21 protein-coding genes are annotated in these 24,967 nt (G+C 71.9%); 8 read left to right on the top strand and 13 right to left on the bottom strand.

Features of this window, described 5'->3' with window-relative positions:
- Positions 1-46: 46 nt before the first annotated feature.
- The 5 genes from ACQPW6_RS01490 to ACQPW6_RS01470 all read left to right on the top strand — a co-directional run bounded on the left by ACQPW6_RS01490 (position 47) and on the right by ACQPW6_RS01470 (position 4,204).
- On the top strand, positions 47-964 hold the full coding sequence (locus ACQPW6_RS01490) for an ABC transporter ATP-binding protein (RefSeq protein WP_433887661.1): 918 nt from the start codon (positions 47-49) through the stop codon (positions 962-964).
- A gap of 165 nt (positions 965-1,129) precedes the next feature.
- Positions 1,130-1,891: an ABC transporter permease gene (locus ACQPW6_RS01485; protein WP_433887660.1), complete on the top strand. Its 762-nt coding sequence runs from the start codon at positions 1,130-1,132 to the stop codon at positions 1,889-1,891.
- Positions 1,892-1,898: 7 nt separating this feature from the next.
- On the top strand, positions 1,899-3,200 hold the full coding sequence (locus ACQPW6_RS01480) for a sensor histidine kinase (RefSeq protein ID WP_433887659.1): 1,302 nt from the start codon (positions 1,899-1,901) through the stop codon (positions 3,198-3,200).
- A complete protein-coding gene (locus ACQPW6_RS01475) occupies positions 3,197-3,829 on the top strand; it encodes a response regulator (RefSeq protein ID WP_433887658.1) in 633 nt (210 codons plus the stop codon). The genes ACQPW6_RS01480 and ACQPW6_RS01475 overlap by 4 nt, the downstream gene beginning before the upstream one ends.
- 147 nt (positions 3,830-3,976) lie before the next feature.
- Entirely contained in the window at positions 3,977-4,204 is a 228-nt protein-coding gene (locus tag ACQPW6_RS01470; protein ID WP_433887657.1) for a DUF6296 family protein, read from the top strand.
- Between the two features lie 127 nt (positions 4,205-4,331).
- On the opposite strand, the gene nhaA is transcribed toward ACQPW6_RS01470, so the two are convergent.
- Entirely contained in the window at positions 4,332-6,233 is a 1,902-nt protein-coding gene (gene nhaA / locus ACQPW6_RS01465) for a Na+/H+ antiporter NhaA (RefSeq protein ID WP_433887656.1), read from the bottom strand.
- Positions 6,234-6,506: 273 nt separating this feature from the next.
- Between nhaA and ACQPW6_RS01460 the strand changes: the two genes are divergently transcribed.
- Entirely contained in the window at positions 6,507-6,743 is a 237-nt protein-coding gene (locus tag ACQPW6_RS01460; protein WP_433887655.1) for a hypothetical protein, read from the top strand.
- Between the two features lie 26 nt (positions 6,744-6,769).
- Positions 6,770-7,984, top strand: a complete 1,215-nt coding sequence (locus tag ACQPW6_RS01455; RefSeq protein ID WP_433887654.1) for a flotillin family protein — start codon at positions 6,770-6,772, stop codon at positions 7,982-7,984.
- 86 nt (positions 7,985-8,070) lie between these two features.
- Here ACQPW6_RS01455 and ACQPW6_RS01450 read toward each other — a convergent pair whose 3' ends face one another.
- The 7 genes from ACQPW6_RS01450 to ACQPW6_RS01420 form a co-directional block, all read right to left on the bottom strand.
- The gene (locus ACQPW6_RS01450) at positions 8,071-9,330 is read right to left on the bottom strand and encodes a Gfo/Idh/MocA family protein (protein WP_433887653.1); all 1,260 of its coding nucleotides are present in this window, start codon (positions 9,328-9,330) and stop codon (positions 8,071-8,073) included.
- Positions 9,331-9,408: 78 nt separating this feature from the next.
- Positions 9,409-10,722, bottom strand: a complete 1,314-nt coding sequence (locus ACQPW6_RS01445; protein WP_433887652.1) for an alpha-glucosidase/alpha-galactosidase — start codon at positions 10,720-10,722, stop codon at positions 9,409-9,411.
- On the bottom strand, positions 10,719-11,678 hold the full coding sequence (locus tag ACQPW6_RS01440) for a carbohydrate kinase family protein (protein ID WP_433887651.1): 960 nt from the start codon (positions 11,676-11,678) through the stop codon (positions 10,719-10,721). The genes ACQPW6_RS01445 and ACQPW6_RS01440 overlap by 4 nt, the downstream gene beginning before the upstream one ends.
- Positions 11,679-11,776: 98 nt before the next feature.
- A complete protein-coding gene (locus ACQPW6_RS01435; protein ID WP_433887650.1) occupies positions 11,777-12,667 on the bottom strand; it encodes a carbohydrate ABC transporter permease in 891 nt (296 codons plus the stop codon).
- On the bottom strand, positions 12,664-13,674 hold the full coding sequence (locus ACQPW6_RS01430) for a carbohydrate ABC transporter permease (protein ID WP_433887649.1): 1,011 nt from the start codon (positions 13,672-13,674) through the stop codon (positions 12,664-12,666). The genes ACQPW6_RS01435 and ACQPW6_RS01430 overlap by 4 nt, the downstream gene beginning before the upstream one ends.
- A gap of 9 nt (positions 13,675-13,683) precedes the next feature.
- A complete protein-coding gene (locus ACQPW6_RS01425; RefSeq protein WP_433887648.1) occupies positions 13,684-15,024 on the bottom strand; it encodes an ABC transporter substrate-binding protein in 1,341 nt (446 codons plus the stop codon).
- A 53-nt stretch (positions 15,025-15,077) separates the two neighbouring features.
- Positions 15,078-15,902, bottom strand: a complete 825-nt coding sequence (locus ACQPW6_RS01420; RefSeq protein ID WP_433887647.1) for an endo alpha-1,4 polygalactosaminidase — start codon at positions 15,900-15,902, stop codon at positions 15,078-15,080.
- 254 nt (positions 15,903-16,156) lie between these two features.
- Here ACQPW6_RS01420 and ACQPW6_RS01415 point away from each other — a divergent pair, with 254 nt between their 5' ends.
- Positions 16,157-16,927, top strand: a complete 771-nt coding sequence (locus ACQPW6_RS01415; protein ID WP_433887646.1) for a DeoR/GlpR family DNA-binding transcription regulator — start codon at positions 16,157-16,159, stop codon at positions 16,925-16,927.
- A gap of 42 nt (positions 16,928-16,969) precedes the next feature.
- Here ACQPW6_RS01415 and ACQPW6_RS01410 read toward each other — a convergent pair whose 3' ends face one another.
- The 5 genes from ACQPW6_RS01410 to ACQPW6_RS01390 form a co-directional block, all read right to left on the bottom strand.
- Complete coding sequence (locus ACQPW6_RS01410) at positions 16,970-18,859, bottom strand: hypothetical protein (protein ID WP_433887645.1); 1,890 nt, start codon at positions 18,857-18,859, stop codon at positions 16,970-16,972.
- Positions 18,860-19,175: 316 nt separating this feature from the next.
- Positions 19,176-21,977: a SpoIIE family protein phosphatase gene (locus ACQPW6_RS01405; protein ID WP_433887644.1), complete on the bottom strand. Its 2,802-nt coding sequence runs from the start codon at positions 21,975-21,977 to the stop codon at positions 19,176-19,178.
- A 69-nt stretch (positions 21,978-22,046) separates the two neighbouring features.
- Positions 22,047-22,880: an ABC transporter ATP-binding protein gene (locus ACQPW6_RS01400; RefSeq protein ID WP_433887643.1), complete on the bottom strand. Its 834-nt coding sequence runs from the start codon at positions 22,878-22,880 to the stop codon at positions 22,047-22,049.
- Positions 22,881-22,938: 58 nt separating this feature from the next.
- The gene (locus ACQPW6_RS01395; RefSeq protein WP_433887642.1) at positions 22,939-23,784 is read right to left on the bottom strand and encodes an ABC transporter permease; all 846 of its coding nucleotides are present in this window, start codon (positions 23,782-23,784) and stop codon (positions 22,939-22,941) included.
- Positions 23,781-24,839 (bottom strand): ABC transporter substrate-binding protein, encoded by a 1,059-nt coding sequence (locus ACQPW6_RS01390; protein WP_433887641.1) that lies wholly within the window; start codon positions 24,837-24,839, stop codon positions 23,781-23,783. The genes ACQPW6_RS01395 and ACQPW6_RS01390 overlap by 4 nt, the downstream gene beginning before the upstream one ends.
- Positions 24,840-24,967 lie beyond the last annotated feature (128 nt).

Below are 24,967 nucleotides of genomic sequence, written 5' to 3'. Positions count from 1 at the left end.
GCGATCAACTGCCGGCAGGCAGCGGTCAGCGGGAAAGGTCGGGGACATGGCGGTCATCGAGGTCGATCGGCTCCACAAGCGCTACGGCGACACCGTCGCGGTGCACGATGTGTCGTTCAGCGTCGAGGAGGGCGAGATCTTCGGCATCCTCGGGCCGAACGGCGCGGGCAAGACCACCACCGTGGAGTGCCTGTCCGGGCTGCGGCCCGCCGACGGCGGCCGGGTCTCGGTGCTCGGGCTCGACCCGGGCCGGGACCGCGACGAGCTGCGCCAGGTGCTCGGGGTGCAGCTCCAGGAGAGCGGCCTGCCGGAGAAGATGGAGGTCCGGGAGGCGCTCGACCTGTTCGCGTCCTTCTACCGGCGGCCGGCCGACCCGGCGGAACTGCTGGACCGGCTCGGCCTGACCGACAAGGCGAGGTGCCGGTACAAGAAGCTGTCGGGCGGCCAGCAGCAGCGCCTCGCCATCGCGCTCGCCATGATCGGCGGCCCCCGGGTGGTGATCCTGGACGAGCTGACCACCGGCCTCGACCCGCACGCCCGCCGCGCTGCCTGGGATCTGGTGGAGCGGATCCGGGACGACGGCGTCACCGTGCTGCTGGTCACGCACTTCATGGAGGAGGCGGAGCGGCTCTGCGACCGGGTCGCGCTGATCGACTCCGGCCGGGTGGTCGCCGTCGACACCCCGGCGGGGCTGGCCCGGCAGGCGGGCGAGTCGCAGCGGATGCGGTTCCGGCCGTCCGCGCCGCTCGACGAGGACGTGCTGCGGGCGCTGCCCGAGGTGACGGGGCTGTCCTGGCACGGCCCGCAGATCGAGATCAGCGGCACCGGCGACCTGGTCGGCGCCGTCACCTCGCTGCTCGCCCGCCGCCACATCATCGCCGCCGACCTGCGCGTGGAGCAGGCCAGCCTCGACGACGCCTTCATCGCCCTGACCGGCCACGCCACCCCCGACGCGGTGAGCTGACCCCCGGCCGCGAAGACCCGCACCGCCCGGCGGCCGAACCAACGCCGACGGCGCCCCGCGCCCGGCGCCGCCCACCGCGCCCGGCGCCGATGCCCGCCGCGGCCCGCGGCCGAACCGCGGCCCCTCCCCGCCCCGTCACCACCCCTCCCGCAAGGAGCCCACCCCATGTCCGCACTCGCCCTCCCGTCCGTCCGGATGACCCGCCGCGGCTTCGCCCGGCTCACCACCAGCCAGGCCAGGCTGCTGCTCCGCGAGCCCGCCTCGCTGGCCTGGCTGCTGCTCCCGCTGCTGCTGCTGATCCTGTTCGGCAACATCCCGGCGTTCACCAAGCCGTCCGACGCCCTGGACGGCCGGCGGGTGATCGACGTCTACGTGCCGACGATCGCCGCCCTCGTGCCGCTCTCCCTCGCCTTCACCGCGCTGCCGATCGCCATGGCCACCTACCGGGAGAAGAACGTGCTGCGCCGGCTGGCGGTCAGCCCGGTGCCCGCCGCCGGGATGCTCGCCGCGCTGCTCGCGGTCATCGCGGCGATGACCGCGGTCGGCGTCGCGCTGATCGTCGCCGTCGGCGGCATCGCCTTCGACGTGACCGCCCCCGCGAACGCCGGCACCGTCGTGGCGTCCTTCGTCCTCGGCACGACCGCGGTGCTCGCCCTCGGCCTGGTGGTCGCCGCACTCGCCCGCACCTCCGGCGCCGCCAGCGCGCTCGGCGTCCCGCTGATGATCGTGAACTTCTTCTTCAGCGGCCTGTACGTGCCGGTGGACGAGCTGCCGCACGTGCTCCGGCAGATCGGCGAGTACGTCCCGTTCGGCGCGGTGATGGCGGCCTGGGCCGGGCAGGGCGCGCTGTGGCAGCACCTGGCCGTGCTCGCCGGCTACACCGTTCTCGGCAGCCTGGTGGCCGCGCGCGTCTTCCGTTGGGAATGATGGCGGGATGAACGACCACGGTCCCGTGAGCCGGTCGGGCGAGCTGCAGCAGTACCTGCCCTACGTCGGCCTCGGCTTCTCGCTGGCGCTGACCGCGGCCTTCGGCCCGTACACGGTGGTCTACCTGTCACTGGTGTTCGGGCTGTCCGCGGTCGCCGCGCTCTGGCTGCGCTTCATGGAGGTGGCCTATCCGCCGCCGCCCGAACGGCGCCGCCGGGCCGTGGTCTTCTGGGCCGGGCTGATCGTGCTGATCGCCGCCCTGGTGCTGCTCAACCCGCTGTTCGGGTTCTTCGGCTTCACCGGCTACCTGCATGTCGCGGTGCTGCCGCGATGGCTCCGGCCGCCGGCCATCGCGCTGAACGCGACGGTGATGGCCACCAGCCAGGTCGGCGGGCTGAAGAACGTGCACGGCGCCGTGATCGCCGTCTACGTGGGCCTGATCCTGGTCAACGCCGTCCTCGCCGGGGTGATCACCTTCCGCGGCATCGCCGAGGACAACCGCAGCAGGCAGCGCGCCAGGGACATCGACGACCTGGCCGAGGCCAACCGGCGGCTGCGCGAGACGATGGAGGAGAACGCCGGACTGCACGCCCAGCTCCTCACCCAGGCGCGGGAGGCCGGGGTGCTGGACGAGCGGCAGCGGATGGCCGGCGAGATTCACGACACCATCGCCCAGGGGCTGACCGGCATCGTCACCCAGCTGGAGGCCGCCGAGCGGTTCGACGCCGACCCCGAGCGGCGGGCCAGGCACCGGGAGCTGGCCAGGCGGCTGGCCAGGGAGAGCCTCGCCGAGGCCCGCCGCTCGGTGCAGGCACTGCGGCCCGGCCCGCTGGACGAGGCCGCCCACCTGCCGCAGGCCATCGACGACCTCGCCAAAAGCTGGTCGCAGACCTCCGGGGTCGCCGTACGGGTGGAGGTGACCGGCACGCCGGTGCCGCTGCCGCCGGCCCTGGAGGTGGTGCTCTTCCGCACCGCCCAGGAGGGGCTGGCCAACATCGCCAAGCACGCCGCCGCCTCCCGGGCCGGGCTGACCCTGTCCTACACGCACGAGGTCGTGGTGCTCGACGTGCTGGACGACGGCGCCGGCTTCGACCCGGCCGCGTGCGGCGACGGTGCCCCGGCCGGCGCCAGCTACGGGCTCACCGCGATGCGGCAGCGGCTGCGCCAGGTCGGCGGCCTGCTGGAGATCGAGAGCGCCCCGGGCGACGGCACCGCGATCTGCGCCAGCGTCCCCGCCGTGCCGCACCGGCCGGGGCAGGCCGTGGTGCCCGCACCGGCGGCCGGACCCGGGGTGGAGAATGCCGTGTGACCATTCGCCTGCTCATCGTCGACGACCACCCCATCGTCCGGGACGGCCTGCGCGGCGTCTTCGACGGCGACCCCGGCTTCGAGGTCGTCGGCGAGGCGTCCGACGGCGCCGAGGCGGTCGACCGGGCGCCGGCCCTGGCGGTGGACGTGGTCCTGATGGACCTGCGGATGCCGCGGATGGGCGGGGTCGAGGCGATCGGGCGCTTGCGCGAGCGCGCGCCGGACATCAGGGTGCTGGTGCTGACCACGTACGACAGCGACGCCGACGTGCTGCCGGCGATCGAGGCGGGCGCCACCGGCTATCTGCTCAAGGACGCCCCGCGCGACGAGCTGGTGCGCGCGGTGCGCGCCGCCCACCTGGGCCAGGCGGTGCTGGCGCCCAGCGTCGCCCAGAAGCTCCTCGGCCACGTCCGCGGCCCGGCGAGCCCGCCGCCGGACGTGCTGACCGACCGGGAGCTTGAGGTGTTGCGGCTGGTCGCGGCGGGCACCACCAACAAGGAGGCGGCACGCCGGCTGTTCATCAGCGAGGCGACCGTGAAGACCCACCTGCTGCACCTGTACGGCAAGCTCGGCGTCCGCGACCGGGCGGCGGCGGTCGCCGCGGCGTACAAGGCCGGCCTGCTGGACTGAGCGGGCCCGCCGGGGGCCCGCGCCGCCGTGGCGCGGTGGAATGCGCCAGGACAGGCGGGGCAGGCGAAGGCGGGAGATGATGGCCGTGACCGGCAGGACAGGCCGAGGGCCGTTCGGGCCGCGAGGCGGCCCGGTCGGGAGGCAGCCATGGACTATCCGGAGAAGTACGAGCTGAGGTTTCAGGCACCCGCGGTCGAAGACGACGTGGTGATCGTGCGCCGTACGCAGAGATCGGGCGCCGCCGGCGCGCCCATCTACGAGGACGAGACCGGCATCGTCCGCGCCGAGATCAGCGCGGACGGCGAGGTGCGGATGCTCGCCAGCGGCGGCCATCAGGCGCCCGACGCGCCCCAGGCCGTCCGCACCCACCCCTGACCGGCCTGCGCCCGGGCCCCGTAGGGGCGCGGGGAACGGCGCGACCAGCCGATGACGGCCCGAAGGTCGCCCGTGACCGAAAGGGGCTGTTCCTGTCGGGCGGGGCCACCGGGCGGTAGCCGGAGACTCAACGCGTCGAGCCGGCGCCGTCGATGAGGAGCGCGCGCTCTTTGGCGCCGAGCACCGCCGCCGTCAGGTTCTCGATGTCGTAGGCACCGTGATGGCGGCGGCCGTTGATGAAGAACGTCGGGGTGCCCGCCACCCCGCTCAGGTCCGCCGACTCCACGTCCTGCCGCACCCGGTCCGTGGTCACCCGGTCCTTCAGCGCGCTGTGGAAGGCGGGCACGTCGAGCCCTATCTCCTTGGCGTGCGCGAGCAGGTCCTTGAACTTCAGCGACTCCTGCCGGGAGATCAGCAGGTCGCGCATCTCCCAGAACCGGCCCTGGAGCGCCGCCGCCTCGGCGGCCTCCGCGGCGAGCTGGGCGTGCGGGTGCACGTCGGTCAGCGGCAGGTGCCGCCACACGTACCGGATGTCGCCGAAGTCGGCCAGCAGCTCGCGCACCACGTCCTCGGCCTGCCCGCAGAACGGGCACTCGAAGTCGCCGTACTCCACCACCGTCACCGGCGCGTCCAGCGGCCCGCGCACGTGGTCGCGCTCGGGGTCCACCGGGTCGGCGAGGTCGACCACGGACTGCGCGGTGCCCAGCAGCAGCCGGGCCCGGGTCTCCAGCGGCAGCCGGGCCGTCACCAGCGCCACCGCCGTGGTGGCCAGCATCGCGAAGACCACCGCGCTCAGCACGCCGATCTTCGCCTCCTCCAGCTGCTGCCCGTCGAAGGCGAGGGTGGCGATCAGCAGGGACACCGTGAAGCCGATGCCCGCGATGGTGCCGCCGCCCAGTACCGAGGCCCAGCCCACCGGCGGGCGCATCCGGCCCTTGCTGAGCCGGGTGGAGAGCGCCGTCACCCCGACGATGCCGATCGGCTTGCCGAGCCCGTAGCCGAGCAGGATGCCCAGCGTGATCGGCGAGGTGAAGGCGTCCCGCAGCAGCGGGCCGTCGATCTCGATGCCCGCGTTGGCCAGGGCGAACAGCGGCACGATGACGTAGCTGCTCCACGGGTGGTAGATCCGCTGCAACCGGTCGTTGGGGGAGACCGCCGAGGCGAGGCCCAGCCGCGCCTCCCGCTCCAGCTCCGCCGTCGGCTGCTCGCGGAACGAGCGGAACAGCCCGGTGGCCCGCTCCAGCGCGTCCCGGGAGGCGGGGTAGGCGTACGACAGCAGGCCCATCACCAGGCCGACCACCAGCGGGTCCACCCCGGAGTGCAGGAACGCCACCCAGGCGACCACCCCGAGCACCCCGTAGACGACCCCGCGGCGCACCCCGGCGCCGCGCACCAGCAGCACCAGCAGCAGAACGCCCACTCCCACCAGCAGCGGCGTCCAGGAGATGTGGTCGCTGTAGGCCACCGCGATCACCGCGAGCGCCACGAAGTCGTCCACCACCGCCACGGTCAGGATGAACGTGTGCAGCCGCTGCGGGAACCGCGAGCCGAGCAGCGCCAGCATGCCGAGGGCGAACGCGGTGTCGGTGGACATCGCGGTGCCCCAGCCGTGCATCGAGGACCGGCCGGCGTTCACCGCGAGGTAGATCGCCACCGGCACGACCATGCCGAAGACGCCGGCCATCATCGGCAGCGGGATCCGGCGCCGGTCGCGCAGCTCGCCGAGGTCGAACTCGCGCCGCGCCTCCAGGCCGACCACCAGGAAGAACAGTGTCATCAGACCGCTGTTCACCCAGTCCCGCAGGTCGAGCGACACACCGTGGCTGCCGAGCCGCACCGACAGATGCGTCTGCCACACCGTGTCGTAGCCGCCGGGCGAGATGTTCACCCACGCCAGCGCGGCGAGGGTGGCGGCCAGCAGTACGGCGGCGCTGCCGGTCTCGGTGCGGATGTACGCCCACGCCGTGGCGGCCGTCGTACGGTCCCGCTCCGATCCGCCCGTGAAGGCAGCCGCCAAGCCCCGGAACATCAAGCCTCCCACCAGTGCGTTCGCCTGCCGCGTCGATCCGGCCGCGCACGTGCGCGGGGTCAATTCCACACCCTGACACGGCCGGACCCGTCAAGGCACGCGGAATCGATCAGCCGACAGCGGACGCCGCCGCCCCCGCGGCGGCCGGAGACCGCCGGCCGCGGACGGTCCTGAGACGGATTCCGTACCGATCCGGCACGGTCGCAGGAGCCCCCCGAGTGGGAGGATGGTCGGAGACGGAGAACACAGATCCACGACGATGAGGGGCGGCCGGTGACGTATCGCGACCACGCGGTTGTCGGCTGTACGGGAGAACTGCTCATCGGCACGCGCGGCCTCGCCGGACCGGGAGAGGTCCTGGTCCGGATCAGAGGCGGAACCGAAGCCTTCCTCGCCTGGTCCGACGACCCCCTGCCGAGGGGCGCCACGGTGCTCGTGGTGGAATCCCGCGGCAGCCGCCAGGTGGACGTCATCGAGTGGGTAGATCCGCTGGACGCGCCGGCTTTGTGAGCCGCGCACACGAAGGAGACGTAAGGATGTTCGGTTACCGCGTTCCCGCACCCGACGAGGCGATGCTGATCTCCGGCGGGCGCCGCGGACTGAGTGGCGCACCGTTCCGCGTGGTCACCGGCCACGGGAAGTTCGTACTCCCGGTCTTCCGCAAGACCCGCTTCCTGACCCTCGCCATGTGCGAGGCCGAGGTGGCCGAGACCTGTGTGACCAGGCAGGGCATCGCGCTGACGGTCAAGGCCGTGATCGCCTTCAAGGTGGGCAACGACCACGAGAGCATCGTCAACGCCGGCCAGCGGTTCCTGTCCGACCAGGACCAGATGTCGATCCTCACCGGCCGGATCTTCGCCGGCCACCTGCGGTCGATCATCGGCTCGATGACGGTCGAGGAGATCGTCACCGAGCGGCAGAAGCTGGCCACCGAGGTGCTGGAGACGTCGAAGACCGAGATGGCGAAGATCGGTCTGAGCGTGGACTCGCTGCAGATCCAGTCCATCGACGACGGGCACACCGGCTACATCGACGCGATGTCGGCGCCGCACCTGGCCGCCATCCAGCGGCAGGCGCAGATCGCCCAGGCGCAGGCCACCCAGGCGTCGGTCGAGGCGCAGCAGGTGGCGGCGCGGAACCAGGCGGAGTACGCCCGGCAGACCGCGGTCGTCCAGGCGGAGTATTCGGCCCAGGTGGACCGCGCGCAGGCCGAGTCGGCCCAGGCCGGCCCGCTGGCCCAGGCGCACGCGCAGCAGGAGGTGCTGGCCGCGCAGACCGAACTGGCGCTGCGCGCGGCGGAGTTGAGGCAGCAGCAGCTGGTCGCCGAGATCGTCAAGCCGGCCGAGGCGGAGGCCGAGCGGATCCGGGTGCTGGCCGTCGCCGACGCCGAGCGGATGCGGATCCAGGCAGCCGCCGCGGCCTCGCACGACCGGGTGGCGCTGGACCGGATGCTGATCGACCAGCTCCCGCAGATCGTCAAGGAGGCGGCCGGCGGCCTGGCCGGCGCCAACGTCAACGTGCTCAACGGCTCCGACGGCCTGAGCGAGATCGCGGCCGGACTCGTCAGCCAGGGCCTGACGATCCTGGACTCGGTCCGCAAGAACCTGGACGGCGCGGACGGCGCCGAAGGCTCGGCCGAGCGGTCCGCCAACGGCACGGTGGCGCTGCGCGGCTACCCGACCGGCTCGCGCAGGCGCGGCGACAAGGACTCGGGCTCCTCCTCGACCGACGGCCCGATCGACATCGACTGACACCACCGCCCCGGGCAGGACGCCGTGCCGAAGGGCGCCGGCCTGACCGGGGCGTCGGCCGCGGGTGAGCCCGTGGAGGTGGCGCCCTACACCCCGGCAGCCAGGGCGACGACCGCGCCGGTCGTTCTGGCCCGTTCGGCGGCCCACACCACGCGGTGGCTGGCCAGGCTCGCGGCCGCGTCGGACTTCAGGACGCCGCGGTCGCCGGTGGCGACCGCCGCCACGAAGGCGTCCATCAGCGCCTCGTCGCCCCCGCCGTGGCCGTCCGCCGCCGAGGGGCCCGCTGCGGTGCGGGTGTCCACGACGCCCTCCGCGCCGGTGCGGAAGTCGACCGTCCTGATGGTCACGCCGTCGCCGTCGAGGTAGCCGTGGGTGCCCAGCAACCGGGTCCTGCGGTGCTCCTGGGGGGTGAAGGCGCTCATCGTGAACGAGCAGGTGGCGCCGTCGTCGAACTCCATCGAGACCACCTGGTGGTCGACGACGTCGTTGTCGCAGGCGTACACGCAGCGCCCGTAGGGACCGGTGCGCAGCGCCTCCAGCACGCCGGCCTCGGTGTGGTCCTCGGTGACCGCGGACAGCGGCCAGTAGCGCCGCTCCGGGTCGTCAAGGCAGTCCAGGTAGAGGCGCTTGGCCGAGTACGGGCAGGTGCTCTCGACCGGGCAGTCCGTGCAGCGGGCGGCCGCTCCGGCCGGGGCGCCCTCGGCGCGGAAGTGGGTCAGGCTGCCGAAGGAGCTGACCCGGTGCGGCGAGCGGCCGAAGAGGTACACCAGCCAGTCGATGTCGTGGCAGGACTTGGTGAGCAGCATCGGTGCCGAGGTGTCGGAGCGGCGCCAGTTGCCGCGCACGAACGAGTGCGCCTGGTGCCACCAGCCGACCGGCTCCAGGTGCTGGACACTGACCAGCCGGCCGATCGCGCCCTCGTCCAGCATCCGCTTGAGCGTCCGGGTGTACGGGGTGTACCGCAGCACGTGGCAGACCGCGATCATGGTCTTGTTCCGCTCGGCGGCCGCGGCGATCGCCGCGGCTTCGCCCTCGGTGGTGGCCATCGGCTTCTCCAGGAGAACGTGGTAGCCGAGGTCCGCCGACGCGATGGCGGGTTCCGCGTGCTGCCGGTCCTGGGTGGCCACGATGACGGCGTCGGCGAGCCGGCCGGCCGCCACCAGCTCCGACCAGTCGGCGTACACCCGGTCCTGCGGGACGCCGAACTCCGCGGCCGCGGCGGCGCGCCGCGCCGGATCGGGCTCGGCCAGCGCCACCACCCGCCCCGAGCCGGAAGTCTGCGCGTGGCGTGCGTAGGACTGGCCGCGCAGCCCGGCGCCGACGAGAGCCAGAGTCACCCGAGACATGGGATCCCCTCCCGTATTCATGATGGAGTCCGAATTACTTGCCGAGACCGGAGCCGCCGGCTCCGCGTACGTGCGGGCTCAGCTGCCGAGTTCGGCGCGCAGACCCGGCTGGAGGAGGTCGCGGTGGGCGCGGACCATGTCGTCGCACAGCTGCCAGATGCGTTCGACGGGGAGCGCGGCGGCCGTGGCCGGGTCGGTCATGAGCGCGTGCCTGATGTGCCGCGGGTCGTCCTCCAGGGCGGCCCTGACCACGAGGTCGTTCATGCTCAGGTAGGTGCGGTTGAGCGCGGCGCACTGCGGCGGGAGCTCGCCGACCGCGGTGGGCTGCACACCCGACGCGTCGACCAGGCACGGCACTTCGACGGTGCCGCCGGCCGGCAGGTTGGCGATCAGGCCGCGGTTGGGCACGTTGCCGTAGATCGTGCGGGGTGTGCCGGTGACGATGCTGTGGACGACCTGCGGCGCGTACTCCATCGTGCCGGCGACGTCCAGCGGAGTTCCGGCGAGCAGCGCCTCCCGGGTCTTCTCGTACTGCGCCACGTTGTCGTCGACGATGCCGAGGTAGGCGCCGACCGGCAGCCGCAGCCGCTCGACCTCGCTCGCGTGGCCGAGGTACCAGGGCACGTACTCCGAGCTGTGCTCGCTGGTCTCGGTCGGGTAGTGGCCGAGCCTGCGGTACATGTCGATCCGCACCCGGCGGCGCAGCTGGGCGTCCTGCTCGACCAGCGCGTCGAGCCTCGGGTACAGGTTCTCGCCCTGGTGCTCGAAACGCAGCACCCACGCCTGGTGGTTGACGCCCGCGGCATGGTAGTTGACCTCCTCGTAGGGGACGTCCACCAACTCGCTGAGGTCGCGCATGGTCCAGTAGACCGAGTGGCACAGGCCCACCACCCGGGAGAGTCCGGTGGCCTGAGCGAGGTACTGGACGTTCATCGCCATCGGGTTGGTGTAGTTGAGCAGCCAGGCGTCCGGGCACAGTTCGGCGATGTCCTCGCCGAGGGACCTCAGCAGCGGGAAGGTGCGCAGCGCGCGGAAGACGCCGCCTGCGCCGAGGGTGTCGCCGATGGTCTGGCGCACGCCGTAGCGGGCCGGGATCTCGAAGTCGGTACGGGTGGACTCGCGCATGCCGACCTGGACGATGTTGATGACGAAGGCCGCGCCGTCCAGGGCGGCTCCGCGGTCGGCGTGGGCGGTGATCCGCGGCGCGGCACCGAGATGGGCGGCGATGTGCCGGGCGGCGCCTTCCGCGGTGGCCAGCCGTTCCGCGTCGATGTCGTGAAGCGCGATGTGCACGCCGCCCTTGAGCTCCTCGAAGGCGAACAGGTCGGCCAGCAGCCCCTGCGTGAAGACGACGCTGCCTGCGCCGATGAACGCGATCTTCGTGGTGGTCATGACGGGCTCTTTCCGTGGTTCTCGTCGGTGCGGGACGCGGCGGCCAGCGCCTCGTCCCAGGTGGGCTGGGCCGGGGTGCCGCCGTGCGCCCGGGTGGACAGGGCGCCGCAGGCGGCGGCGAGCGAGAGGGCGCCGGCCGGCGGCAGTCCTGCCAGCAGCGCAGCGACCATCCCGGCGTCGAAGCTGTCGCCCGCGCCGACCGTGTCGAGCGGTACGACCGGGACCGCCGGGGTGCGCAGCAGGTCCCGGCCGTCGTGGGCGAGTGCCCCCGCGGCGCCGTCCTTGACCACCACCAGCGGCCCGCGCGCGGCAAGGCGGGCCGCCGCCTCCGCCGGGGTGCCGGCGCCGGACAGCGCGCGGGCCTCCTGGGCGTTGGGCAGCAGCACGTCGGTGACCGGGAGCACGGCGGCGAGCCCCGCCGGGTCCCACTTCCCCGCCGGGTCGTCGTTGGTGTCGAGCGAGGTGGTCGCGCCGTGGGCGCGCGCGGCGGCGAAGAGCGCCGGGAGCGCGCGGGCGAGCGCCGGCATCAGGAAGTACGACGCGGCGTGCACGTGCCGGCAGTCGGCGAGCAGCGCCTCGGGCACGTCGTCCCCGGTGGTGGCGGCGAGCGTGCCCGGCGCGGTGAGGATGGCCCGGTCGGCGCCGCGGTTGAGGACGGCGGTGAGCGGTGTGGCCAGCTCGGGGTCGGTGCGCAGCGCCCGGGTGTCGACGCCGCGGGACTCCAGTGCGGTACGGACGTAGGCCCCGGTGTCGTCGTCGCCGATCCGGCCGGCGAAGGCGACCTTCAGGCCGAGCCGGGCGGCCCCGCAGGCCATGATGGCGGCGGACCCGCCGAGGGTGAGCAGGCCGGTCGGCACCAGCTGCTCCCGCTGCCCGAAGGCGAGCGGGCCGGGCAGCGGGCCGAGGACGACATCGGGGTTGGCGTCCCCGACGACCAGCAGGTCGAAGTGCGGCATCGCGTGGTCTTTCGTGTGGGCGGTCTTTCGTGTGGGCGGTGGAACATGCGGTCGGCAGAGCGCGTGGGCTCCGGTGGAAGGTGCCGGGAGGCGTGGGCTCAGCCCTTGAGCCCGCTCGACGTGATCGACTGGATGAAGGACTTCTGCGCCGCGAGGAAGGCCAGCAGCACCGGCAGGACGGTGATCACATTGCCGGCCATCACCGCCGACCACTTGGTGTGGTGCAGGCCCTGGAAGGTCGTCAGGCCCAGCTGGAGCGTGTAGTGCGTGTCGTGGTTGATCGCGATCAGCGGCCAGGTCAGGTCGTTCCAGGTGCTGAGGAAGGTCAGCACCGCGACCGTGCTCAGCGCGGGCCGGGACAGCGGCAGCACCACCGACCACAGCACCCGCAGCCGCGAGCAGCCGTCGATCCAGGCGGCCTCCTCCAGCTCCCTGGGCAGCGAGAGGAAGAACTGCCGCAGCAGGAAAACCGCGAACGGCGTCACCAGCGACGGCACGATCAGCGCGCCGAGCGTGTCGATCAGCCCGAGCTTCTTCATCACCAGGAAGGTGGGGATCATCGTCAGCTGGAAGGGGATGGCCATCGTGGCGAGCATCGTCACCAGCAGCAGCCGCGACCCGGCGAACCGCATCCGCGCGAAGGCGTAGCCGCCCAGCGTCCCGAAGACGAGGTTGGAGACCACCGTGGCGACCGACACGATCAGGGAGTTGGCGAACCAGCGCGGGAACATCGCGTTGCCCAGCACGTAGCGGTAGCCGCTCAGGTCGATGTGCGAGGGCCACAGCGCCGGCGGGAACCGGTTGATCTGCGCGTCGCTCATCACCGAGCTGAGCAGCACCCACACCAGCGGCAGCGCGAAGAGCAGCGCGAGCGGGGCCAGTGCGAGGTGCCAGGGGCTGAACGGCAGCCGGCGGCGGGCGCGGGGCGCGGCGGCCGGCCGGGAGTCCTTGCCGGGTACGGGCCGCGGCGGCGCCGAGGCTGCGGTCATCGCACTGCTCCTTCCGGGCCGGCGGGCCCGCGGCGGCGCAGCGCCCTGGTGCCGGCCGCGATCACGAAGAGGGCCACCGCGAGCACGTACGCGGCGGCGGCCCCGTAACCGGCGGTGAAGTTCTGGAACGCCTGCTGCCAGATGAAGTAGACGACCACCGTGGTGGAGCCGAGCGGGCCGCCCTTGGTGGTGACGTAGACGAGGTCGAAGACCTGCAGGGACTCGATGAGCTGCCACAGCACCAGGAAGACGTTGACCGGGCCGAGGGCGGGCAGCACGACGTGCCGCAGCAGGTGGAGGCGTCCGGCGCCGTCCAGCTTGGCTGCCTCGATCAGCGACGGCGGCACGTCCTGGAGCGCGGTCAGGTAGACCACCAGGCAGAAGCCGGTGCCGCTCCACAGCGAGATCGCCACCAGGACGTAGAGCGCCTGGCCGGGGTCGGTGAGGAAGCCCTGGGCGGGTATGCCGAGCTTGTGCAGCAACGAGTTGGCGGCGCCGAACTGCGGGTCGAGGATGAAGGAGAAGAGCACGCCCTGTGCGGTGGCCGAGATGACGAACGGCACGAAGATGAGGGTGCGGTAGAGGCCGACCAGCCTGATCCTGCGGTTGAGCGCGAGTGCCAGGGCCAGGCCAAGCACCATGCTCAGCGGCACGTACAGGGCGGTGTACTTCAGCGTGTTGCCGACCGCCTGGCTGAAGTGCGGGTCCTTGGACAGGGCGCGGTAGTTGTCCAGGCCGACCCAGCGGCTGGGGGTGACCAGGTCGTCGGCCTGGAAGGACAGCAGCAGGGACCAGACGACCGGGAGCACGGACAGGCCGAGGATGACCGCGACCGAGGGCGCGACGAACGCCCAGGCGGTGGCGGTCTCCGCGCGCCGGCGGCGGCGCAGCGCGCGGCGCGGGCCGGCGGCTTTCCGCGGGTCGGCGCCGTCGGCGCCCTCGGCGGACGACGGGGAGCGGCCGGGGTGCGATTCCGGCAGGGTGAGCGGGGTGGGAAGGCGCGGCATGGGTCCTCCTCAGCGCGGTATGAGCAGAGCGGCGTCGGCCTGGCGGGCGCAGTCGTGCAGGGCCTGCGCGGGGGTGCGGCGGCCGAGCAGCACTCCCGTGATCGCCTGGCCGAGCGCTTCGGAGATCTGTGGGTAGGCGGCGTTGTTGGGGCGGACCCGCGCGGTCTCCAGTGCCTGGGTGAAGACCGTGAGGCCGTCGATGGCACGGGTCTGCCGGGTCCACTCGGGCAGCGCCTGGGTGGCGCGGCTCAGCGGGAGGCTGCCGGCCCGGACGTCCCACTGCACGTCCTGCGCGGGCTGCATCAGCCAGGTCAGGAACGTGCGGGTGGCGGCGACGCGGGCAGAGCCGTTGTCGAACGCCGTCCAGGTGTCGGGCCCGGAGATGGTGAGGGGACGGCCGCTGTAGCTGGGCAGCGGCACCACGTGGTGGTCGACCTTGGCCTGGACGATGTCGGGCAGCTGCCACGGGCCGGTCGGGACCATGCCCATCCGCCCGGACAGGAACACCTGGTACATCTGCTCGCTGCCGGGCTTGGGGTCGATGTAGACGCTGCGGTCCTTGGCCAGCGCGGCAACGGTCTCCAGGGCCTTGACGCCGCTGTCCTTGAAGCCGATGCCCTTGCCGTCCGCGGACACCACCTCCCCGCCGAGGTCCCAGATCATCGGCCACAGCCGCCACACGGTGTCCTCGTCGGCGGCGCCGGGCCAGCCGGTGCCGAACACCTTCCCGCCTGGGTCGGTGAGCGCGCGGGCGGTGTCGACGAAGTCCTGCCAGGTCCAGCCGGGCCGGGGCAGGCCGACACCCTTGGCGGCGAAGATCTTCTTGTTGCAGACCACCGCGAGCGAGTCCAGCAGCGCCGGAGCGGCGCGGACCCGGCCGTTGACGGTGACGGCGGCGCGGGCGGGTGCCCAGAAGCGGTCCCAGGGGGTGGGCCCGGTGCGCACGGTGTCGGTGAGGTCGACGACCTTGGGGCTGCGGGCGATGCTTGCCAGGTCGGAGCCGAAGATGTACGCGATGTCGGGGTAGGAGCCGGAGGCCAGGGCCGCGGTCACCTTCTGGAGCATCGCGTCGGACAGGACGCCGCCACCGGTGTCGACGCGGATGCCGGGATGGGTGCGGTGGAACTCCGCGACCAGGGCCTCGATCGCGGCCCTGCCGGTGTCGGTCTGCCCGTGCCACATCTCGATGGTGACCGGGCCGCCGCTGCCGCTCCCCCCGCCCTGCCCGCCGCACGCGGACAGCAGCGGCGCCGCGGCGGCGGCCGCGGAGCCCGCGGCGCCGGCCCGCAGCACGGTACGGCGGGATGTGTCGCCGGGCGGACGGGAACAGGGGGAGGAGCAACGATGCATGGGATCACCACCGGGCGACGGGGAAGTGGAACAGGGCGCGGGTCAGCTGCGGGTCAGCACGTCTTGCGTACGTAGCCGGCGCTGCCCGCCGGCGAGACGTCGACGTCGCGGCGTACGATGCTCAGTTCGCTGCCCCAGCCGGCGCAGGCCTTGCTGAGCCCCTTGGCGGTGTACTCGATCACGATGACGTGGTTGCCGAACGCGTCGGTGTAGTCGCCGCACTCGTTGTACGTCCCGCACTCCTCGGCGACGGCGAAGTCCAGCCCGGTGGAGGCGCGGTCGCCGGCCAGCTCCGAGGTGTTCTTCTGGGCGATGGCCAGGCCCTTGGAGTGCGCGTGCGCGGACAGCAGGGTGATGTAGGCCTCCGCCCCGCCGGAGGTCAGCAGCTTCTTGGAGCGGCTGTAACTGTCGTAGTTGTCCGGCTCGATCGCCTGGTAGCCCTTGGACGCGCAACTGTCGATCCAGCCGTCGACCTTGGCGGCGATCCGGGTGCGCTTGTCCGCGGTGCGGGTGTCGAGCAGCGCCTCGCCCCAGTCCGTGTCGTAGACGACCTTCCCGGAGCTGTCGCGCAGCAGCAGGTCGGAGTCCCAGCTGCTCTCGGCGCCGGGCTGGACCTGGAACGCGTTGATGTAGCAGATGTTGTACAGGCCGGCCGCCGGCGGGTCCTCGTGGTCCCGGCTGACCACCCGCACACCGGCCGGCGGGGTGTAGGCGCCGCCGATCTGGTAGTCGAAGCCGGCGTGTGCGGGCGGCAGTGCCACGGTGGCGGGCGCGGCGCCCGCACGGTCGGTGGCTACGAGCGGTACGGCGAGAACGGTCGCCGCGAGTGCGGCAAGCGTGCTGAGACGGCGAGCGGAACGGACGCGATTGCGCATCATCGAGCTCCTGTGAGGGGAGGGTACGTCCCCGCCTCGGACCGTGGGAGCTGTCCTGGCGACATTGTCCGGGCTTACGGCGCGGCGGCCGTCCACCGGTTAGGCGTACCTCTGACGCCGGTGCTCACCTCCGGCGTTGGAGGGAGTTAATCGCTCAGATTTCTTCATGTCAACCGATCGATCCTGATCATTTGATGCGCGAGACTGGCGCCACGCGCGTATCGGCGTGCGCGGATTCGGGGGTTATGCTCGGCTCCATGCTGAGAAGTGAGCGTCATGCGCGCATACTTGAGCACGTCTCGGAGCGGGGAAGCGCCGATGTGCGCGTACTGACCGGGCTGCTGGACGTGTCGGGCGCGACGATCCGGCGCGATCTGCAGCACCTGAGCGACCAGAACCTGCTGCGGAGGACCCGCGGCGGGGCGGAGGTCGGCGCGGTCGGCCTCGAAGTGCCCTTGCAGCACCGCGCCGAGCGGCTGCGCCCGGAGAAGCAGGCGATCGCACGGGCGGCCGCGGCACTGGTGCCGGACGGCGCGGTGGTCGGCATGAACGGCGGCACCACCGTCACCGAGATCGCCCGACTGCTGGCCGCCCGCGGCCCGTTCACCGTCGTCACCAACGCGGTGAACATCGCGGCCGAGCTGATCCTGCACCGCAACATCACCCTGGTCGTCGTGGGCGGGAACGCCCGCACCGCGAGCTACGAGCTGGTGGGCCCGATCGCCGAGCGCACGCTCGCCGGGGTGCACACCGACATCGCCTTCCTCGGTGTGGACGGCGTCAGCGCGGCCCACGGCTGCACCACCCACGACCAGTTGGAGGCGGCCACCGACCGCGCCTTCGCCGACGCCAGCGACCGTACGATCGTGGTCGCCGACCGCACCAAGGTCGGCCGGGCCACCTTCGCCAAGATCTGCCCGCTGACCGCGGTCACCCACCTGGTCACCGACCCCGACGCCGACCCCGCGGAGCTCACCCGCATCGCACAGGCCGGCGCACAGGTCACCGTCGGCTCGACCCCACGCTGAGGGCCCTCCCTTGTTGATGCCGCATCCGGCGGCCGGCGTCGGTTACGAGGACAGGAGCTTCTGCGGGAGGTAGAGCGGCATCGAGTCCTCGGTCATGCTGTTGGTCAGCGCCGTCTTGCCGGAGCCGTCAGCATTCATGATCATGATCTGACCGTAGGACTGGAACGTGTCGTCGTACAGCACCGCCTCCTCCTGGAAGCCGAACATGCCGGTGTTGTACAGAATGCGCCCGTCGTGGTTCCAGACCGCGTGGGCGTCGTTGGCCCCGCTGGTGGTCAGGCACCGCTCGTCGGTGCCGTCCGGGCGGATGGTGTAGATGTCGAAGTTGGCTCCGCTGGTCCGACGGGTGAACACGATGCGCCGGCCGTCCGGGGACCAGTCCGGCAGGTTGTCCTCGGAGTCGGTGAGCACCCGCGTCTGCCGGGTGGTGAGGTCGAGGACGCGCAGGCCCAACTGGCCCTCGCTCCACGCCCGGTAGACGATCTCGGTGCCGTCGGCCGAGTAGCTGGGGAAGCCGCAGTTGTACGTGCCGTCGGTGAGCTGCTCCCACTCCGAGCCGTCGCTGCGCACCCGTATCAGCGCGTTGTTCGGCGCGTCCTGCACGAACCAGGTGCCCAGGCCGGCCGCGATCCACTCGCCGTCCGGCGACCAGGCCGGCCGGTAGGCGCCGATCGCGCCCGGCACCGGGTCGGGGATCTTGTCGGTGGGGTCGAAGACGACCTTGCGGTCGGTGCCCTGGGCGTTGTTGGTGACGATCGAGGAGTTGCCGAGCTGCTTCTCGGTGTAGGCGAGCCGGCCCTGCCCGGACAGGACCGGGAAGACGTCGCAGAAGCGGTACTCCCAGTCCGGGTCCCAGCTGTAGACCGGTGTGTCGAGCGGGCGCACCGGGTCGAGGCTCTGCTTCTCGTAGATCACCGACTTCCCGTCCGGCGACCAGCACGGTGAGCGCAGCGACCGCTTGACGGCCGGCCGGGTGCCGGAGGTGTAGGCCAGGCCCTCGTCGGGGCCGCCCTTGACGAGATAGCCGATCTCGCTGTCGCTGATGTACTGGGGGGCGACCTTGAGGTTCGCGCCGGAGGTGTGCTCGACGCGGTCGGTACCCGTGGCGACGTCGACCGAGACGATCTGGGAGGTCACGGTGCCGAACTGGTGGGCGGCGTACGTGTCCTCGACGGTGATCTCGTAGTAGACGATCCGGCGGCCGTCCGGGGACCACTTCGGCGAGCCCAGGCAGTAGTCCGGCTTGCTGACGACCTGGCGGAAGCCGGTGCCGTCCTTCCTGATGAGGTAGATGCTCAGCGCCTGGGTGTGCTCCCAGCCGACGCCGTTGTTGTGGCCCCGCCACTGCGTGTTGCGGTCGCTGGCGAAGGCGATCCACTGGCCGTCGGGCGACCACGAGGGGCGGAAGTGGCCGTCAGGGCCGGCGGGGTCCCCGGCCAGTGCCGGGGTGCCGGTGAGGTTGGTCAGCTTGCCGGTGCGGATGTCCAGCAGCCAGACCTGCGCGAGGTAGTTCCCGGTCGTCGAGCGGGTGGAGACGAAGGCCAGGGTCCTCCCGTCCGGCGACAGGGTGCCCGCGGTGTCCACCGCGGAGCTGTTCACCAGCGGCTGGACGCCGGTTCCGTCGAGGGCGACGCGGTAGATGTCGGGATTGCCGTCGCCTCCTCGGTCCGAGGTGAAGACCACCGACTTCCCGTCGTGCGAGAAGCCGGCGTGGTAGTCGAGGTACGAGGTGGTCAGGAGCCTGCGCTCGTTCGTACCGTCCGCGTCGGAGATGTACAGGTCCGACACCGACGGACCGATCCGGTTCATCAGCATCACGCCCTTCTTGCCGGGGCTCGCGGCCGCTACGGCGAAGGGTCGAGGTAACAGCATGGTGGCGGCGGCCGCGGTACCGGCCGTCAGAAACGCTCGGCGCTTGATGTCAGGTGGCATCGCTGTGCGGTCCCTTCGCAGAGGCGATCCCGGCCCCCGTGCCGGAAGCTGTGGTTCCTGGTGCAGCTCTGATGTCGGCTGCGGCTGTGATCCGACCCGCTCTCGGACGGCTACCCGCCCGGACGACTGACGCCCTGGTAAGCAGATTGTCGAACAACATGCAGGCGACCGTAACAGCGTCGCCATGCCTCCGCAATGAAAATCTGCCTGTGAATTGCCCTGTGTGCTCCTGTCGCATGGGAGGCCACCTAAAAATGTCGGACAATCATGGCTTTGGTGGTCCGTCTGACCAGCGGCCTCGGCGTAGCCGGCGGTCTCAGATCTCGTCGTCGCTCCACTGGTCGAGCAGGGCGTCGGCGGTGTCCGCGCCGGAGTCCACCGACGGGGCGTTCAGGGTCTGCTCGGTCCAGATCACCTTGCCGCGCTGCGTGTAGCGGGTGCCCCAGCGCTGCGCGAGACGGGCTACCATGAACAGCCCGCGGCCGCCCTCGTCGGTGGTGGCCGCCCGGCGCAGGTGCGGTGACGTACTGCTGCCGTCGGAGACCTCGCAGATCAGTTCCCGGTCGTACAGCATGCGCACGGTGATCGGTGGGGACCCGTAGCGGACGGCGTTGGTGGCCAGCTCGGAGATGATCAGCTCGGTACTGAAGCCGAGGCCGTCCAGCCCCCAGGCGTGCAGCTGCCGCCCGCACGCGGCGCGCACCGGTGCGACCGCCGCCGCGTCGGCGGAGATCTCCCATTCGGCGATCCGGTCCGGCGGGAGCAGCCGCGTCCGGGCCACGAGCAGGGCGACGTCATCGGTGGGGTGGCGGGGCAGCAGCGCCTCCAGCACCGTCCGGCAGGTCTCCTCGGGGTCCAGCCCCGGGCGGCCGTCCAGCGCGTCCCGCAGGAGGCCGAGCCCGAAGTCGATGTCGTGCCCGCGCTTCTCGACCAGCCCGTCGGTGAACAGCACGATGCGGCTTCCCTCCGCCAGCCGCAGCTCGGCGGACTCGAACGGCTCCGTGCCGCCCAGGCCCAGGGGAGGGGAGACCGGCACCTCGGGGGTGTGCACGGAGCCGTCGGGCAGGACCAGCATGGGCCCGGGGTGCCCCGCGCGCGTCATGGTGGCCAGGCCGGTGGAGGGATCGTAGACGGTGTACAGGCAGGTGGCCCCGGTGACGCTCTGGTCCCTGTCCTCGTCGGCGTCCATACGGGTGACGAGTTCGTCCAGGCGGGCCATGAGCTCGTCGGGCGCCAGATCGAGGGCGGACAGGTTGTGCACGGCCGTACGCAGCCGGCCCATGGTGGCCGCGGCGTGCAGGCCGTGGCCGACGACGTCGCCGACCACCAGCGCCACCCGTGCCCCCGGCAGCGCGATGGCGTCGAACCAGTCGCCGCCCACGCTGCCCGACTCGGTCGGCAGATAGCGGTGCGCGACCTCCACGGCGGTGGGGGCGGGGAGCGCCCCGGGCAGCAGGCTGCGTTGCAGGGTCACGGCCATGGCGTGCTCACGGGTGTAGCGCCGGGCGTTGTCGATGGCCACCGCGGTCCGCGCGGCCAGTTCCTCGGCCAGTCTCAGGTCGTCCTGCTCGAAGGCGTCGCGCTCCTTGGACCGCCAGAACCGGGCCACCCCCAGCGCCACCCCGCGCGAGCACAACGGGACGGTGATCAGCGAGGCGATCCCGTACTCGACCACGCGCTGCAACCGCTCGACGCCGTGGAAGTCCAGGCCCGGGACGTCTCCGGGCACCGCCCCGGCCACCGCGCGCAGGTCGCGGTCGATCACCCCCCGGCCGGCGGTCGGGTCGCCCGCCGGGGATGCCCGAAGGGCGGACGTGACGCGTTCACCGGTCGCGGCGAACGGGGCGTCGTCGCGGACGCCGCTGCTCACCACCCGGCGGAACGTCTGCTCCGCGAGGGTCGGCTCGTCGCCGCGCAGCACCGATTCCGCCAGGTCGACGGTCACGTAGTCGGTGAACAGCGGCACCGTCGCCGCGGCCAGCTCCCCGGCGGTCCGGGTGACGTCGAGGGTGGTGCCGATGCCGACACTCGCGTCGTACAGCACCGCCAGGCGGTCGCGCGCGTCGTCCGCCCGGCTGGACAACTCGCTGAGCTCCGTCGAGTCCCGCATGGTCGCGACGCTGCCGGACGCGCCCGCGTAGCCGTCCAGCGGCCGCTGGTTCACCGCCAGCACCCTGACCCCGGCCAGATGCACCTCGTCGGTCGCCGCCCGCCCGGAGGACAGGAGCTCGGACATGGGGGGCGCGAGATCCAGCTCGTCCACCCGCCTGCCCTGCGCCTGCGGGGTCAGCGAGAGCAGCCGCCGCGCCTCCTCGTTCACCAGCAGCAGCCTGCGGTCGGCGTCGACGATGACGACGCCCTCCCGGGCGGCGTGCAGCACCGCGTCGTGGTAGCGGTACATCCGGGTGATCTCGGCAGGGCCCAGGCCGTGGGTCTGGCGCAGCAGCCGTCTGCCGAGCGTCAGCGCGCCGACCGTGCTGGCGGCCATCGCGACGGCGGTGACGCCCAGCAGCACCGGGAACTGCCCGGTGGCCTCCGCGCTGATGCTCGCCACCCGGACGCCGACGGCGACTCCGCCGACCACCGAACCGTCGGTGTCCTTGATCGGCATGAAGGTGCGCATCGCGGTGTGGGTCTTCGTCTCGTTGCGCCCGGTGACGGTGTGCCCGGTCCGCAGCGCCTCCAGGTCCTGCGCGTAGGTGATGCGGGTGCCGATGAGAGCCGGATCGGCCTGGGTGTAACGCACTCCCTCCTTGCTGACGACCACGACGAAGTCCAGCTGGGAGCCCCGTCTGATCGCCTCCGCCCGGGGCTGCAGCACCGCGCTCGGATCCGGTGACCTGAGGGTCGCCACGATGCCGGGGGAGTGCGCGATCGTCTGCGCGACCGCGTAGGAGCGGCCGGCCGCGGACCGGGTGGCCTCCCGTTCGACGGTCATCACCAGCAGCACCACGGCCACGACCGCCATCAGCAGCACGATCGCGACCTGGAGCACGAACATCTGGCCGACCACGCTGCGTGCGTTCAGCAGCCACCGCCGGCTGCCTCGCCGGCCGCGGGCCGATGCCCGGGCAGGTGAGGCGCCGGCCGAGTCCTGCGGTCGACCGAACAAGAACATAAGATCACTTTTACGCTGATATATCCCATTGGTCCATGGAGTGTCCGCGGTGACCCGTGGCGCGCTGTGTCACGAGCCGGAAGCCTCGTCCGGCGCTTTCTGGGCCCGCACGACCTCCCAGATCTCCTCCTCCAGGTCACGGTGCTCACGGCTGTGCTTGAGTTCCAGCGGGCGGGGCCGGTCGAAGGGGATCCGCCACTGCGCCACGACCGTGGCCGGACGGGCGCTGAACGCGATGACCCGGTCGGCGAGGTAGACGGCCTCGTCGATCTGGTGGGTCACGAAGACGGCGGTCTTCTTACGGGCGTCCCAGATCTTCAGCAGCTCCGCCTGCATGCTCTCGCGGGTCTGCGCGTCGAGTCCCGAGAAGGGCTCGTCGAGCAGCAGGATCTCCGGGTCCGCCGCCAGCGCGCGGGCGATGTTGACCCGCTGCTTCATGCCGCCGGAGAGCTGGTCGGGGTAGAAGTCCTCGAACCCCTTGAGCCCGGTCAGTACCAGCAGCTCCGCGGCGGTGCGCAACCGCTCCTTCTTCGGCCGGCCGGCCAGTTCGAGACCGTAGGCGACGTTGTCGACCACCGAACGCCACGGCAGCAGGCTCGCGTCCTGGAACACCACGGCCCGGTCGGGCCCGGGGCCGTCGATCTGCCGGGCCCCCACCGAGATCCGACCGCCGGCGAGCGGGACCAGCCCGTCCAGCGCCATCAGGAAGGTGCTCTTGCCCGAACCGCTGGGACCCACGATCGCGACGAACTCGCCGTCGGCCACGTCGAGGTCGATCCCGTCCACCGCGAGGACGGTACCGGTCCTGGCCTGGTAGCTGACGCGCGCGCCTTCGACCTGGAGCTTCACTCCGGACCGTTCGGCTGGTGGCTGCGTGGGCTGCTTCATCTGCTTCGCGGACATCGATCCCCCTGGATCGGCGGGTGGAACGCTCTGGACGGGTGAGGGGACACGGCGGCGCTCACCGCCGCCACCGCTGCATGCGCCGCTCCAGCAGCGCCGCGACCTGGGTCAGCGCGATGCCGAGGAAGGTGATGATCGCGACGGTCGCGTACATGACGGGCATGTTGAAGGAGTTGCTTGCCGAGATGAGGACGTTGCCGATGCCCGCCTTGGACGCGAAGATCTCGCCGACGACGACGCCGATCATCGCCCGCCCGATCGAGATGCGCAGGCCGGTCATGAAGAACGGCACCAGCGACGGCAGCACGATGGTCCTGATGACCTGCGGGTCGGACGCTCCGAAACTCCGGGCCAGGCGCCGCAGCTGCCAGTCCACGTTCGCCACGCCCGCCGCGGTGTTCATCAGGATCACCGTCGTGCAGCTCAGCACGACGACCACGATCTTCGGCGTCATGCCGATACCGAAGATCAGGATGAGCACCGGCACCACGGCGACCTGGGGCATCGAGTTGATGCCGACGACCAGCGGCTTCAGGAACTCGTCCACCGCCTTGTACCAGCCGGTCAGCAGGCCCAGCACGGCGCCCAGCACCACGGAGATGCCCAGGCCGAGCGCGAACTCTTCGCCCGACACGCGCAGGTTCGACCAGATCTCGCCCTGCGAGAACAGCGAACCGAGGGCGTGGACGACCTTGGACGGCCCGGGCAGGAACAGCGGCTTCACCCAGTGGCCGTTCACGGCCACCTGCCACAGGGCGATCAGCAGCACCAGGGAGAGCGAACCCAGGACGAAGGGGCGGACGGCGGCCCAGGTCTCCTTCCCCGTGCGGCGGGGACGCGCCTGCCGCGTCGGCGTCGGCCCGGCCGAGACGTTCCGGGACCCGGTCTGCGACGCGGCGCTCACGGCTGTGTCCCGGTGATCGAGGTGTCCACGACGGCCGCGGGGGTCAGGCCCTTGGCCTCGGGGATCACCTGCGCCGTCGCGTCGATCGCTTTGGCGATGCCGGCGGTGTCCACCGCCCACGTCGACGACCAGGTCCACTTGCCGGCCTGCGCGGGATTCGTGTTGACCGCGATCGTCTGCTCACAGCTCGCCGCGGTCGCTCCGCTGCCCTTCTCGCAGTCGGCCAGCGCCGCCGCCTTGTTGGCCGGCTGGGAGACCCAGGTGGCGGACGAGACGAGGACCGAGATCATCCGCTTCAGGGCGTCGGCGTGCGACGTGCGGAACTTGTCGGAACCCCAGAACGTCACGTTGGGGACCTGCACCGGGCTGTCCTCGGCCTTGAGTACGACGGTGCCCACCTGCTGCTCCACCGTGCGCTGGGTGTCGAGCTCGGCGGTCGCCTTGATCGTCCCGCTGGAGATGGCGCCGAAGCGCTGCGCGAGCGTGCCCGAGGTCACGAAGGTGACGTCGCCCGGCTTGATCCCGTACTTGGCCAGCACCGCCATGAGGTAGATCTCGTCGGCCGAGTTGCCGCCGGACACCCCGATCGTCTTCCCCTTGAGCTGCGACACGCTCGTGATCCCCTTGGTCGCGAGGACGTCGTACTGCGCACCGGCCACCTCGGCGAAGATCTTGCCGGTGACGGCCTTCTTGGCGATGTCGGAGATGAAGTTGGTCGGCCCCCCGGACGCGATGTCGACGGCGCCGGTGGCCAGTGCCGCGACGGACGAGGACCCGCCGCCGGTGAACTTCTCGACCGACACGTTCAGGCCGGCCTTCTTGAAGAACCCTTCGTACACGGCCGCGTAGAACGGCGTCAGCGTCGTCGTCGGGCTCAGGTCACCGAAGGTGATCTTGGTGGCGGACGTTCCGCCGGAGGAAGACGCCGAGGACGAACCCGATGAGCCGCATGCGGCCAGCGAGGCGGAGGCGGTCACTGCCAGGACCAAAGGCAGCAGTACGCCACGGCGGCCGGCCGGACGCCCGAGGGCGCCGGCCTTGCTGGGTCTTGCCATGTGCTGTGTCCCTTCTCCGTATGCACTGAGGTGGTGCGGGTGCGCCGGGGCGGCAGGCGCACGAGGGTGGCGGGCCGTCTTCGCCGTACGGGCCGACAGGACGCGGGGCGGGTGGTGGCGAGGCGATG

Origin of the sequence: Streptomyces sp. CA-111067, from assembly GCF_050956065.1 — a bacterium.
Taxonomy (GTDB): Bacteria; Actinomycetota; Actinomycetes; order Streptomycetales; family Streptomycetaceae; genus Actinacidiphila.
Note: the sequence above shows the minus strand (reverse complement) of the source record. Positions and strands in the feature narration are given on the sequence as shown.

What these genes read in the sequence shown, in the direction of transcription:
- ACQPW6_RS01490 (WP_433887661.1), top strand. Translation starts at nt 47, where the DNA reads ATGGCGGTCATCGAGGTCGATCGGCTCCACAAGCGCTACGGCGACACC.
- ACQPW6_RS01485 (WP_433887660.1), top strand. Translation starts at nt 1,130, where the DNA reads ATGTCCGCACTCGCCCTCCCGTCCGTCCGGATGACCCGCCGCGGCTTC.
- ACQPW6_RS01480 (WP_433887659.1), top strand. Translation starts at nt 1,899, where the DNA reads ATGAACGACCACGGTCCCGTGAGCCGGTCGGGCGAGCTGCAGCAGTAC.
- ACQPW6_RS01470 (WP_433887657.1), top strand. Translation starts at nt 3,977, where the DNA reads ATGGACTATCCGGAGAAGTACGAGCTGAGGTTTCAGGCACCCGCGGTC.
- nhaA (WP_433887656.1), bottom strand. Translation starts at nt 6,233, where the DNA reads ATGTTCCGGGGCTTGGCGGCTGCCTTCACGGGCGGATCGGAGCGGGAC.
- ACQPW6_RS01455 (WP_433887654.1), top strand. Translation starts at nt 6,770, where the DNA reads ATGTTCGGTTACCGCGTTCCCGCACCCGACGAGGCGATGCTGATCTCC.
- ACQPW6_RS01450 (WP_433887653.1), bottom strand. Translation starts at nt 9,330, where the DNA reads ATGTCTCGGGTGACTCTGGCTCTCGTCGGCGCCGGGCTGCGCGGCCAG.
- ACQPW6_RS01445 (WP_433887652.1), bottom strand. Translation starts at nt 10,722, where the DNA reads ATGACCACCACGAAGATCGCGTTCATCGGCGCAGGCAGCGTCGTCTTC.
- ACQPW6_RS01440 (WP_433887651.1), bottom strand. Translation starts at nt 11,678, where the DNA reads ATGCCGCACTTCGACCTGCTGGTCGTCGGGGACGCCAACCCCGATGTC.
- ACQPW6_RS01435 (WP_433887650.1), bottom strand. Translation starts at nt 12,667, where the DNA reads ATGACCGCAGCCTCGGCGCCGCCGCGGCCCGTACCCGGCAAGGACTCC.
- ACQPW6_RS01430 (WP_433887649.1), bottom strand. Translation starts at nt 13,674, where the DNA reads ATGCCGCGCCTTCCCACCCCGCTCACCCTGCCGGAATCGCACCCCGGC.
- ACQPW6_RS01425 (WP_433887648.1), bottom strand. Translation starts at nt 15,024, where the DNA reads ATGCATCGTTGCTCCTCCCCCTGTTCCCGTCCGCCCGGCGACACATCC.
- ACQPW6_RS01420 (WP_433887647.1), bottom strand. Translation starts at nt 15,902, where the DNA reads ATGATGCGCAATCGCGTCCGTTCCGCTCGCCGTCTCAGCACGCTTGCC.
- ACQPW6_RS01415 (WP_433887646.1), top strand. Translation starts at nt 16,157, where the DNA reads ATGCTGAGAAGTGAGCGTCATGCGCGCATACTTGAGCACGTCTCGGAG.
- ACQPW6_RS01410 (WP_433887645.1), bottom strand. Translation starts at nt 18,859, where the DNA reads ATGCCACCTGACATCAAGCGCCGAGCGTTTCTGACGGCCGGTACCGCG.
- ACQPW6_RS01405 (WP_433887644.1), bottom strand. Translation starts at nt 21,977, where the DNA reads ATGTTCTTGTTCGGTCGACCGCAGGACTCGGCCGGCGCCTCACCTGCC.
- ACQPW6_RS01400 (WP_433887643.1), bottom strand. Translation starts at nt 22,880, where the DNA reads ATGTCCGCGAAGCAGATGAAGCAGCCCACGCAGCCACCAGCCGAACGG.
- ACQPW6_RS01390 (WP_433887641.1), bottom strand. Translation starts at nt 24,839, where the DNA reads ATGGCAAGACCCAGCAAGGCCGGCGCCCTCGGGCGTCCGGCCGGCCGC.